This is a genomic window from Achromobacter sp. SIMBA_011 (assembly GCF_046535435.1).
GTDB classification, from domain to species: Bacteria; Pseudomonadota; Gammaproteobacteria; order Burkholderiales; family Burkholderiaceae_B; genus Achromobacter; species Achromobacter dolens.
Genome location: NZ_JAWRWN010000011.1, coordinates 35,986 through 47,814, shown reverse-complemented (window position 1 = coordinate 47,814; position 11,829 = coordinate 35,986). Strand labels below are relative to the sequence as shown.

The 11,829-nt window shown below is 67.4% G+C and carries 12 protein-coding genes; 11 read left to right on the top strand and 1 reads right to left on the bottom strand.

What is annotated here, in order from left to right:
• Positions 1–465 precede the first annotated feature (465 nt).
• Positions 466–1,623: a porin gene (locus tag SB816_RS26825; RefSeq protein WP_410547775.1), complete on the top strand. Its 1,158-nt coding sequence runs from the start codon at positions 466–468 to the stop codon at positions 1,621–1,623.
• Positions 1,624–1,765: 142 nt separating this feature from the next.
• Here the strand turns inward: SB816_RS26825 and SB816_RS26820 are convergent, their stop codons facing one another.
• Entirely contained in the window at positions 1,766–2,026 is a 261-nt protein-coding gene (locus tag SB816_RS26820) for a hypothetical protein (protein ID WP_049070880.1), read from the bottom strand.
• Positions 2,027–2,234: 208 nt separating this feature from the next.
• Between SB816_RS26820 and SB816_RS26815 the strand changes: the two genes are divergently transcribed.
• The 10 genes from SB816_RS26815 (at position 2,235) to SB816_RS26770 (ending at position 11,808) form a co-directional block, all read left to right on the top strand.
• Positions 2,235–3,359: a cupin domain-containing protein gene (locus SB816_RS26815; RefSeq protein ID WP_410547774.1), complete on the top strand. Its 1,125-nt coding sequence runs from the start codon at positions 2,235–2,237 to the stop codon at positions 3,357–3,359.
• Positions 3,360–3,449: 90 nt separating this feature from the next.
• The gene (locus SB816_RS26810) at positions 3,450–4,361 is read left to right on the top strand and encodes a fumarylacetoacetate hydrolase family protein (RefSeq protein ID WP_020925409.1); all 912 of its coding nucleotides are present in this window, start codon (positions 3,450–3,452) and stop codon (positions 4,359–4,361) included.
• Positions 4,362–4,419: 58 nt separating this feature from the next.
• On the top strand, positions 4,420–5,589 hold the full coding sequence (locus tag SB816_RS26805) for an ABC transporter substrate-binding protein (protein ID WP_059269127.1): 1,170 nt from the start codon (positions 4,420–4,422) through the stop codon (positions 5,587–5,589).
• A complete protein-coding gene (locus SB816_RS26800) occupies positions 5,586–6,500 on the top strand; it encodes a branched-chain amino acid ABC transporter permease (RefSeq protein ID WP_410547773.1) in 915 nt (304 codons plus the stop codon). Before SB816_RS26805 ends, SB816_RS26800 begins: the two co-directional genes overlap by 4 nt.
• The gene (locus tag SB816_RS26795) at positions 6,497–7,483 is read left to right on the top strand and encodes a branched-chain amino acid ABC transporter permease (RefSeq protein ID WP_410547772.1); all 987 of its coding nucleotides are present in this window, start codon (positions 6,497–6,499) and stop codon (positions 7,481–7,483) included. Before SB816_RS26800 ends, SB816_RS26795 begins: the two co-directional genes overlap by 4 nt.
• A 124-nt stretch (positions 7,484–7,607) precedes the next feature.
• Positions 7,608–8,363, top strand: a complete 756-nt coding sequence (locus tag SB816_RS26790) for an ABC transporter ATP-binding protein (RefSeq protein ID WP_049070886.1) — start codon at positions 7,608–7,610, stop codon at positions 8,361–8,363.
• Positions 8,350–9,042, top strand: coding sequence for an ABC transporter ATP-binding protein (locus tag SB816_RS26785; RefSeq protein WP_054503587.1), 693 nt, complete (start codon positions 8,350–8,352; stop codon positions 9,040–9,042). Before SB816_RS26790 ends, SB816_RS26785 begins: the two co-directional genes overlap by 14 nt.
• A gap of 19 nt (positions 9,043–9,061) precedes the next feature.
• Complete coding sequence (locus SB816_RS26780; protein WP_410547771.1) at positions 9,062–10,087, top strand: carbon-nitrogen hydrolase family protein; 1,026 nt, start codon at positions 9,062–9,064, stop codon at positions 10,085–10,087.
• 82 nt (positions 10,088–10,169) lie between these two features.
• Positions 10,170–10,931 carry a GntR family transcriptional regulator gene (locus SB816_RS26775; RefSeq protein WP_049070888.1) on the top strand — a complete coding sequence of 254 codons (762 nt, stop codon included), beginning with the start codon at positions 10,170–10,172 and terminating at the stop codon, positions 10,929–10,931.
• A complete protein-coding gene (locus tag SB816_RS26770) occupies positions 10,924–11,808 on the top strand; it encodes an alpha/beta hydrolase (RefSeq protein WP_175167208.1) in 885 nt (294 codons plus the stop codon). The genes SB816_RS26775 and SB816_RS26770 overlap by 8 nt, the downstream gene beginning before the upstream one ends.
• The last annotated feature ends 21 nt before the right edge of the window (positions 11,809–11,829 follow it).

Below are 11,829 nucleotides of genomic sequence, written 5' to 3'. Positions count from 1 at the left end.
GCGTCGCCGGACGCCGCGGTTGCATTGAGCGGACTGGGCGTCTTACCCGGCCACAGACGCGAAAAAAGCGGCCACCTCCCTAGCTCCACTCTCAGTCCGCTCACCCCAACCCTGTGTGGGATGAGCTCCCCGAAGCGGCATGCGCGCCGCCGGCATGCAGATGCCGGCGGCGTTTTGTTTGTTGCGCGTCGGCCGTTTTCCTTGGTCGGTCGGGCGGCCAGCAACGGCGTCGCCGTTCCAGGCATATTGCGATGGCTGGCCGTGTCGCGAGGACGATGTCCAGGCGGTTGTCGGTTCCCTGACTCGGACACGTCTGATTTCGGTCAAGCGCCGAGTCGATGCTGATAGCGCTCAAAATGGCTGAGTTGCAGCGTTCCTAGAATCGTTCCAGTCATGCGCGGAAATTGCCGCCTGGTGGCGTGTCGATCCGCATACGCATGCCTTGTCAACCCACGGGAATCTGCAATGAAAAAAGCTCTGCTCCTCACCGCTCTCTGCGTCGCGTTTTCCGGCGTGGCGCAGGCGGGAACCTCGGTGACGCTATACGGCCTGATCGACACCGGCGTGGGCTTCCAGCGCATCAAGGGCAACGACGGCTACAAGGAATCGAAGGTTGGCATGGCCAACGGCGTGTCCAGCGGTTCGCGCTGGGGCCTGCGTGGCGCCGAAGACCTGGGCGACGGGCTGAGCGCCGTGTTCACGCTGGAAAGCGGCTTCAACTCGGCCAACGGCCGGTCGGGCCAGAGCGGCCGCCTGTTCGGCCGCCAAGCCACTGTCGGTCTGAAGGGGGATTCTTTGGGCCTGTTGGAATTCGGGCGCCAGACCAACATCGCTTCGAAGTACTTTGCCTCGATCAATCCGTTCGGCACCAGCTACGGCCAGGCCAGCGTCGGCACCGCCTTCAGTGCCGCCAACACAGTCCGCCACGACAACATGGTCATGTACCAGACCCCATCGTTCAGCGGCTTCCAGGTTGGCTTGGGTTATTCGTTCAGCGTCGACGATACCAAAGACGGCGCAGCCCGGTTCAATGCCGATGGCACGCGCAAGAGCAACCCGTCGCAGACCGGGTTCCGTACCGCAGACAACACCCGTGCCATCACGGCAGGCCTGCGCTACGTCAACGGCCCAATGATCCTGGCACTGACGTATGACCAACTGAACAGGGCCAACCAGCTCGGCACCGACGAGAAGCCGAAGCAGTGGATCATCGGCGGGTCGTACAACTTCGAAGTGATCAAGCTGGCGGTGGCCTATGGACAGACGCGCGACGGCTGGTTCTCCGGGCGGTCGCTCAATGCCTTCGGCGGCGGCAGCCCGGCAGCCAAGAGTTTCGGCAGCAACGTCGTTGCCAAGGACTTCAAGTCGAACTCGTACCTGCTCGGCCTGTCGGCCACCGTTGGTGGCGCTGGCAGCATCCTGGCCTCGTGGCAGCGTGCCGACGCCAACAACCCCAAGCTGACCGGCGACGACGCGACCATGAACATCTACAGCCTGGGCTACACCTACAACCTGTCCAAGCGCACCAACCTGTACGCGCTGGGTTCGTACGCCACGAACTTCGCGTTCATCGATGGCGTGAAGAGCACCGTCGGCATGGTGGGCGTGCGTCACCGCTTCTAAGCGGCGGTCACCTCCCTAGCTCCACTCTCAGTCCGCTCACCCCAACTTCGGCGGGATGGGCACATGCTCAGCGGTTCATGCGCCGCCGGCACCGCGATGCGGCGCTGGCGGCGTTTGCATTGGCGCGGCAGTTGCGGCCAGGTCAGTCGTCCAACGACGGCACGGTGCCGATCTGCGCCAGGATGCGCGGCGATTCCATGTCGCCGGTTTCCTTGTCGATCATGACCTCGTAGGCGGCGACGCCGGCGAACTTGCCGGCCATGGAGTTGGCGATGCGGATGGCGCCGAACTCGCTGCTGGCGGGCCGGATTTCGCCGGGGGCCACGCCATTGGCGGCGGCACGGTAGGGAACGACGATGTATTGGACGACGTGGGTCTGGGCGATTTGAGCGGCTTCGGACACAGGAGTCTCCTGGAAGACGTTTTTCGGGCGAGCGCAATGTAGCACGTCGAACTGTGTTTTTGTACAGTATTTTCGGATTCGTCGCTGGTTTTTTTCCAGGCGGATGACGGGCCCCAGGAAAACCCCTAGCGCGCAATCATTGCCCGATCCGGCCGCCACCTCTAATATTTTCGAAAATCTTTTGATTTTTATAAAAAAGAGGCAAGGGATGGAAGCGAACAGGTACGACGCCTATCGGGAAGACACCGCCGGTCGCGCCAATGTGGCGGATTCACCGGAGCGCATCGCCTATTACCAGGATCTGGCCCGGCTCGAGACGGGCGCGCTCTGGACGGTGGCCAACAAGATCGAGCCCTGGGCGCCGCGTTCGGCGTCGGTGCCGGTGGTCTGGCGCTACCAGGAACTGCGCGGCCATGTGTTGCGTTCGGCCGAGCTGGTGTCGCCCGAGGAAGCGGGCCGCCGCGTGATCTACCTGAACAACCCGGGCCGGCGCGACGTCGCCGCCGCGGTCGGCTGGCTGTATTCGGGCCTGCAGGTGATGCGGCCGGGCGAGCTGGCGTCGGCGCACAAGCATTCGCATTCGGCGCTGCGCTTCATCATGGAAGGCAAGGGCGCGTTCACGGTGGTGGACGGCCACAAGATGACGCTGGGCGCGAACGACTTCGTGCTCACGCCCAACGGCACCTGGCACGAGCACGGCGTGGCCGAGGATGGCACCACCTGCATCTGGCAGGACGGCCTGGACATTCCGCTGGTCAACGCCTTCGAGGCCGGCTTCTACGCCGTGCATCCCGACCTGAACCAGACCGTGACGCACCCGGTGGACGACACCAGCGCGCTGTGGGGCAGCGCGGCGCTGCGGCCGCAGACGACGGGCTGGACCAAGCCGTATTCGCCGCTGTTCAAGTACGAATGGGAGCCCACCTACGAGGCGCTGCGCCGCCACGCGCGGGTGTCGGCGGGCAGCCCCTATGACGGCATCCTGATGGAGTACGTCAACCCGGCCACCGGCGGCCCGGTCATGCCGACCATCGGCGCCAGCATGCAGTTGCTGCGCCCGGGCGAGCACACCAGGGCCCATCGCCACACCGGCAGCTTCCTTTACCAGGTGGCCAAGGGCAGCGGCTTTTCGGTCATCGACGGCAAACGCTACGACTGGACCGAGCGCGACATCTTCTGTGTGCCGTCGTGGGCCGTGCACGAGCACGCCAACCTGTCGTCCAGCGACGACGCCTGCCTGTTCTGCTTCAACGACTTGCCGGTGATGCGATCGCTGGCGCTCTACCGCGAGGAAGCGGTCAAGGACAACGACGGTCACCAGAAACTGATCTAGCGGCCGGCGCCAATCCCATCGAATTTTCATCCGCCGCCCGGCGCAGGCCGGGCGCCTGTCTCAACTCGTCTTGAATTTCCTGGAGTTCCTATGCGCTTGGTAACTTTTCGCGCCCATCCCACCGCCGCCGCCCGCCTGGGCGCGCTGGCCGAAGGCTATGTGATCGACCTGGCCCTGCTGGGGCAGGCCGGCGGCGTCGCGCTGCCGGACGACATGCTGGCCTTCATCGACCTAGGCCCGGTGGCGGTGGCGCAGGCCTCGAAGCTGATGGAGTCGTACCGCGGCGCCTGGCCCGTGGGCACCGCGCTGCCGCAGGAGAACGTCAAGCTGCTGGCGCCGATTCCGCGTCCGCGCAAGAACATCTTCGGCATCGGCCTGAACTACGTCGAGCACGTGGCCGAGTCGAGCCGCACGCTCGATACCTCGGCCGACCTGCCCAAGCAGCCGGTGATCTTCTCCAAGCCGCCCACCACCGTGATCGGCCCGGGCGACGCCATCGAGCACAACGCCAAGATCACGCAGCAACTGGACTGGGAAGTCGAACTGGCGGTGATCATGGGCCGCCGCGCCACGCGCGTGGCCGAGGCCGACGCGCTGTCGTACGTGTTCGGCTACAGCGTGATGCTGGACATGAGCGCGCGCGACTGCCGCCGCGCCGGCCAGTGGATCTATTCCAAGGGCCAGGATACCTACGCGCCGTTCGGCCCCTGCATCGTCACGGCCGACGAGATTCCCGATCCGCAGGTGCTGGACCTGTGGCTGACGGTCAACGGCGAGAAGAAGCAGGGCTCGAACACGCGCCACATGCTGTTCAAGGTGCCGTTCCTGATCTCGGACATCAGCGCCGGCATCACGCTGGAGCCGGGCGACATCATTGCCACCGGCACGCCCGAGGGCGTGGGCGCGGGCCGCAAGCCGCAGGAGTGGCTGTGGCCGGGCGACGTGGTGGTGGCGTGCGTCGAAGGCATCGGCACGCTGCGGCATCCGGTGGTGGCGGTCTAGGCGAAATTCCAGCGCCCGCCACGAAACGGCGGGCGCGGCGGTCTCCAAGGGGAAAACAATGATCAAGCAAACCATGTTGGCGGCGGGCCTGGCCTGGACGCTGGGGGGCATCGCGCACGCCGCGGAGCCAGTCAAGATCGGCTTCATCGCCACGCTGTCGACGCCGGCCGGCTACATCGGCGAGGACGAGCGCGACGCCTTCAATCTGGCGATCAAGCAGGGCGGCGGCAAGCTGGGCGGCGTGCCGGTGCAGCTGGTGATCGAGGACGATGGCCTCAAGCCCGCCAACGCCAAGCAGGCGGCCGACCGCATGCTGCAGTCGGGCATCAAGCTGTTCACGGGCGTGAACTTTTCGAATGTGCTGGCGGCGGTGGCGCCGGGCGTGGTCAAGTCGGGCGCGTTCTACGTCAGCCTGAACCCCGGCCCGTCGAGCTTCGCCGGCGAGAAGTGCGACCCGAACTATTTCGTGGCCTCGTACCAGAACGATGCCTTCCACACCGCGGGCGGCGTGGCCGCCAACGAGCTGGGCTACAAGCGCGTGGCGCTGCTGGCGCCGAACTACCAGGCCGGGCGCGACGCCATCGAGGGTTTCAAGCGCACCTACAAGGGCGAGGTGGTGGCCGAGATCTACACCAAGCTGGATCAGTCGGACTTCTCGGTCGAGCTGGCGCGGGTGCGGTCGCTGGCGCCCGATGCCGTCTACCAGTTCCATCCGGGCGGCACCGGCATCAACTTCGTCAAGCAATATGCCGCGGCCGGCCTGAACAAGACCGTGCCGATGCTGATGCCGAGCTTCTCCATGGATGCGCGCATGATCAAGGCCACCGGCGACGCGGCGCAGGGCGCCTACATCACCGGCATCTGGTCGCAGGACTTCGACAATCCGCAGTCCAAAGCCTTCGTGCAGGCGTTCAAGGAAGCCTATGGCCGCGTGCCCACCGATTACGCGATGCAGGCCTATGACACGGCGCAGCTGATCGGCGTCGGCCTGAAGGCCACCGGCGGCGACCTGTCGCGCCAGGCCGAGTTCCGCGCCGCGCTGCGCAAGCCCGAGTTCGCCTCGCTGCGCGGCAAGTTCAGCATGAACACCAACCAGCATCCGGTGCAGGACCTGTACCTGATGCGCATCGAGAAGGACGCCGACGGCGGCCTGTCGCCGCGCCTGGTGCGCAAGCTGGTGTCCGATGACAAGGACGCCTACGCCCAATTCTGCAAGATGCCGTCATGACATTGCTCTTCGAACAGTTGCTCAACGGGCTGCAGTTCGGCGCGATGCTGTTCCTGCTCGCCGCCGGGCTGACCCTGATCTTCGGGATCATGGGCGTGGTGAACCTGACCCACGGCTCCTTCTACATGGTGGGCGCGTATTGCGCGGCCTATGCCATCGGCACCACCGGCTCGTTCCTGGCGGGCGTGCTGGCGGCGCTGCTGGGGGCGGGGCTGTACGGCCTGTCGGTGGAGGTGCTGGTGATCCGCAAGCTGTACAAGCGCGACCACCTCTACCAGGTGCTGGCCACCTTCGGCCTGCTGCTGTTCTCGAACGAGGCGGTCAGCCTGATCTTCGGCCGGCGGCCGCCGCTGGTCGGCATCCCGTCGTTTCTGGAAGGCGCGGTGACGCTGGCCCCGGGGTTCCAGTATCCGCTGATCCGGCTGTCGTTCATCGCGGTCGGCGCGCTGGTGGCGGTGGGGCTGTGGTGGCTGGTGAACCGCACCCGCATCGGCATGCTGATCCGCGCCGGCGCCGACGACCGTGAAATGGTCGATGCGCTGGGCGTGGATATCAAGAAGCTCTACACCCTGGTGTTCGGCCTGGGCACGCTGCTGTGCGGGCTGGCGGGCGTGATGGCGGCGCCGCTGCTGGCCGTCGAGATCGGCATGGGCGAGCGCATCCTGATCACCACCTTCGTGGTCATCGTGATCGGCGGCGTGGGCTCGGTGCGCGGCGCGCTGGCGGGGGCGCTGCTGGTCGGCATGGTCGACAGCATGGGGCGGGCTTTCCTGCCGCAGCTGCTGGGCGCGGTGTTCTCGCCGGCCACGGCGGATCCGCTGGCGGCGGGCCTGGCTTCGGCCAGTATCTATGTGTTGATGGCGATCGTGCTGATCGCCAAGCCGGGCGGGCTGTTCCCGGCGCGAGGATGATGATGGCAAAGACACTTTCGAATCGCGCGCGCTGGGGGCTGGCCGGGCTGATCCTGCTGCTGGCGCTGCCGGGCGCGGCGGCGGCCACCGACACGCCGTTCCTGATCGGCGTGGTGACGCGCTTCCTGATCTACGGCCTGGCCGCGGTCAGCCTGGACCTGGTGATCGGCTACGGCGCCATGGTCAGCTTCGGCCACGCGATGTTCTTCGGGCTGGGCGGCTATGCGGTGGGCATCATCGCCTTCCACACCACCGAAGCCGGGCCGCTGTTCGGCTGGGCCGGCAGCAACGCCGCGTTGGTGGTGTGGCCGATCGCGCTGGCGGTTTGCGCGCTGGCAGGCTGGCTGTTCGGCTACCTGGCGCTGCGCACGCGCGGTGTGCAGTTCATCATGATCACACTGGCGTTCGGGCAGATGGTGTACTTCATCCTGGTGTCGCTGCAGTTCTATGGCGGCGACGACGGGCTGATGATCTCGCAGCGCAACGTGCTGCCGGGCCTGAACCTGGAGAACCCGCTGACGTTCTACTACGTCTGCCTGGCGCTGCTGACCCTCTGGACGCTGCTGTGCATCCGAGTTACCAACTCGCGCTTCGGCATGGTGCTGCAGGCGCTGCGCCAGAGCGAGCGGCGCGCCATCAACCTGGGCGTGGCGCCCACGCCGTACCGCCTGAGCGCCTTCGTGCTGTCGGCGATGGGCACCGGGCTGGCCGGCGTGCTGTGGGCCAACTATGCCGGGCTGGTGACGCCGGACATGGCGGCCTGGACCAAGTCTGGCGAGCTGATGGCCATCGTCATCCTCGGCGGCGTCGGCACGCTGCTGGGCCCGATCGCGGGGGCGGCGGTGTTCCTGGGGCTGGAGCAGATGTTGTCGTCGCTGACCGAGCATTGGCTGCTGTACATGGGGCCGGTGCTGGTGCTGGTGGTGCTGTGGGGACAGAAGGGCCTGTTCGGCCGCCTCCTGGAGACGCGCCATGCGGATTGAGACCACCCCCGGAGCGCTGCGCGCTTCCCCCTCTGGCGGGCCCCCCTCAAGGGGGCATGCCGGCGGACCGGCGGAGCCGGATCCGCGGCATTCCGATGAGGCATCGACAGTGGGGACGACTGATATGCAGACGCTGTTGCGTTTATCCGGGCTGCGCAAGGCCTTCGACGCGGTGGTGGCCACCAACGGCGTCGACCTGGACGTGCGCGCCGGCGAGATCCACGCCATCATCGGCCCGAATGGCGCCGGCAAGTCGACGCTGATCGCGCAGATCTGCGGCGAGATCCGGCCCGACTCGGGCACCATCGAACTGGACGGACGCGACGTGACGGCGCTGCGCGCCTTCGAGCGGGCCCGCCTGGGACTGGGCCGCTCGTTCCAGATCACCGAGCTGTGCCAGGAATACACCGCGCTGGAAAACGTCATCCTGTCCAGCATGCTCAAGGGCGGCCGCGCCTTTGGCGCCTGGTCCGATCCGCGCCGCGACGCCGGCCTGAAGGCGCAGGCGATGCAATGGCTGACCCATGTCGGCCTGGCGGACCGGCGCCACGTGCGCACTGCCGATCTGGCGCACGGCGAGAAGCGCCAACTGGAACTGGCGGTGGCCCTGGCGCGCTCGCCGCGCCTGTTGCTGCTGGACGAGCCCATGGCCGGCATGGGGCCGGAGGAATCCGCGCGCATGACGCGCCTGCTGCTGGGCATGAAGGGCGACTACGGCATCCTGCTGGTGGAGCACGACATGGACGCCGTGTTCGCGCTGGCCGACCGCATCAGCGTGCTGGTCTACGGCAAGGTGGTGTTCAGCGGCGCGCCCGACGAGGTGCGGCGCCATCCGGAAGTGCGCGCCGCCTACCTGGGAGAAGAACATGTTGAAGGTTGAGGGCCTGACCGGCGGCTACGGATCGAGCAAGGTGCTGTTCGGCATGGCCTTCGAGGCCGCCGAGGGCGAGGTGATCTCGTTGATCGGCCGCAACGGCATGGGCAAGACCACCACCATCAAGACGCTGATGGGCATGCTGCCGGCCACCGGCGGACAGGTCCAGTTCCGCGGCCAGACGCTGGCGCGGCCCGCGCCGAGCGCGGTGGCGCGGCTGGGCGTGGGGCTGGTGCCGGAAGGGCGGCGCGTGTTCGGCTCGCTGTCGGTGGAAGAGAACCTGGTGGCGACCTCGCGCGCCGCGCCTGGTGGCTGGGACCTGGCGCGGGTCTACGCGCTGTTCCCGCGCCTGAAGGAGCGCCGCGCGCAGTCGTCGCGCACGCTGTCGGGCGGCGAGCAGCAGATGCTGGTGGTCGGCCGCGCGCTCATGACCAATCCCAAGCTGCTGATCCTGGACGAGGCCACCGAAGGGCTTGCCCCGCTGATCCGCCAGGAAATCTGGCGTTGCCTGCGGGCGCTGAAGGCCGAGGGCCAGACCATCCTGGTGATCGACAAGAACCTGCCCGAGATGGCGACGCTGGTGGACCGTCACTACATCGTCGACAAGGGCCGCGTGGCCTGGTCGGGCGCGCCAGCGGAACTGTCCGCGCAGCCCGACCTGGCGCAACGTTATCTCGGCATCTGACCGCAATAGGAGCACACGCATGTTGAACCTGCCCGTTTTCAAGGCCGCCGCCGTCCAGGCCGCCCCGGTGTTCCTGGACACCGACGCCACCGTCGACAAGACCTGCGCGCTGATCGCCGAGGCCGCCGGCAACGGCGCCAGCCTGGTGGCCTTTCCCGAAGTGTTCGTCTCGGCCTATCCCTACTGGAGCTGGGTGATGAACCCGGTGCAGGGCAGCCCGTGGTTCGAAAAGCTCTGCAAGAGCGCCATCGAGCTGCCGGGGCCGGAGATCCGCCGCATCGCCCAGGCCGCGCGCCAGCACCGCGTCAACGTGGTGGTGGGGGTGAACGAGCGCAGCCGGCATGGCGTCGGCACGATCTACAACACCATGGTCTTCATCAACGAAGAGGGCCGCGTCCTGGGCCGCCACCGCAAGCTGGTGCCGACCTGGGCCGAGAAGCTGACCTGGGCCCACGGCGACGGCGAGTCGCTGCGCGTGTATGACACGTCCGTCGGCAAGCTCGGCGGCCTGGCCTGCGGCGAGAACACCAACACGCTGGCGCGCTTCTCGCTGCTGGCGCAGGGCGAGATGGTGCACGTCGCCAGCTATATCTCGCTGCCGGTGGCGCCGCCCGACTACGACATGGCCGAGGCCATCCGCCTGCGGGCGGCGGCGCATTCATTCGAGGGCAAGGTGTTCACGGTGGTGTCGTGCTCGACCATTTCCACCGAGATCCAGGACGCCATCAGCGCCAGCCATCCGGAAGCGCGCGAGATTCTGGCGCGCCGCAACAGCGCGTTTTCGGGAATATTGGGGCCGGACGGCCGCGTCATCGGCGAACCGCTGATCGACGACGAAGGCATCGTCTACGCCGAGATCGACCTGTCGCGCTGCATCCAGCCGCGCCAGATGCACGACATCGTCGGCCACTACAACCGCTTCGACGTGTTCGACCTGCGCGTGAACCGGCGGCCGCTGCAGGCGGCGCGCTATGACGACCTGGCCGAATCGGGCGCCGCCGACCTGGACGGAGACTTCGAGCCGTTGCCCGAGGCGCGCGGCTAGGGGCGACCGGGCCGCGGGTAGAATGGGCCGCCTGAGCGCCCGCCGGCCCCGGCCTCAAGGCCGCTGACATCTGGAGAGCACGTTGAAGCCAAGAATCAAAGCTTCCCGCCAGGACGAGCCCGGCGCCGACGGGAACGCCGAGGTAGAGGAAATCACGCTGTCCGAGCAGGTCTACCGCCTGCTCCGGCGCGACATCATGAGCGGGGCGTTCGCGCCTGGCCAGTCGCTGCGCCTGGAATTGCTCAAGCAACGCTACGGCAGCAGCTTTTCCCCGATCCGCGAAGCCCTGAACCGGCTGCGCAGCGAACGCATGGTGATCACCACCACCTCGCGCGGTTTTCGCATCGCGCCGCTGTCGGTCGAGGAAATGTGGGACGCCTGCGAGACCCGCATCCTGATCGATTGCGACGCTCTGCGGCGCTCGCTGGCCAACGCCGATGACGCCTGGGAGGCGCGGCTGGTCGGCGCCTACCACGCGCTGACGCTGGCCGCGCAGCGCGCCGGCGAGGCCGTGCCGCCCAGCCAGGAGCTGGAGGAATCGCTCGAGGCGCGCCACCTGGACTTCCACCACGCGCTGATCGGCGCCTGCCGCTCGCACTGGCTGCTGGACCTGTCCACACAACTGTATGCGCAGACCGAACGCTACCGGCGCCCGGCGCGCGCCGGCGCCACCGCCTACGGCCCCGAACGCAATGTCGACGACGAGCATCGCCAGTTGCTCGATGCCGCGCTCTCGCGCGACGTCGAAGGCTCGGTGGCGATGCTGGCGGCGCATTACCGCAAGACGGCGCAATTCATCGAACACATCATTTCCCAGGACGACAGGCAGGCCATTCATGCGTGACGCGGACATCGATCTCTTTTTCCCCACCATCGCCGAGCGCGAGGTGCAATACAACGCCCGCGAGTCGGTGGCGGACTTCGACGCCTGCGTGCGCCGTTACGCCGAGTCGGCCGCCGCGGTGAAATCGCGCCGCCCCGGCCTGCTGAACCTGCGTTACGGCATGGGTCAGGACGAGCGGCTGGACCTGTTCCTGCCGGCGGCGAACCGCGGCCCGGCGCCGCTGTTCGTGTTCATCCACGGCGGCTACTGGCGCGCGCAGCGCAAGGAAGACGCGCCTGTGATGGCAGAGGCCTTCAACGCGGCCGGCGCGGCGGTGGCGGTGCCGGAATACACCCTGGCGCCCGAAGCGACGCTGCCGGAAATCGTGCGCGAGATGCGCTCGGCGCTGGCCTGGCTGTACCACAACGCGGCGACGTACGGCGTCGATCCCGAGCGTATCTACGTCGGCGGCAGTTCGGCCGGGGGGCATCTGGCGGCGATGCTGGCCGCGCCCGCCTGGCCGGCGCGCTACGGCGTGCCGGATGACGTGGTCAAGGGCACGCTGGCGCTCAGCGGCCTGTTCGACTTGCGACCGCTGTGCGACGTGCTGCCCAATACCTGGTTGCAGTTGACGCCGGAGCAGGCCGCGCGCCACAGCCCGATCTTCAACCTGCCCGAACGCGCCGGCCCCATGTTGCTGGCCGTCGGCGGCCTGGAGACGCAAGGGTTCAAGAACCAGACCGAAGCCTTCGAGCGCGCCTGGACCGGCGCCGGCCTGCAGGCCACGCGCATCCCGACGCCGCATTGCAACCACTTCGACCTGGTGAACGAACTGGAGGACCCGGCCAGCGATCTGACCCGCGCCACCCTGGCGATGATGGGCCTGGCGCAAGCCTGAGCGCGTTCACGGACACGGGCG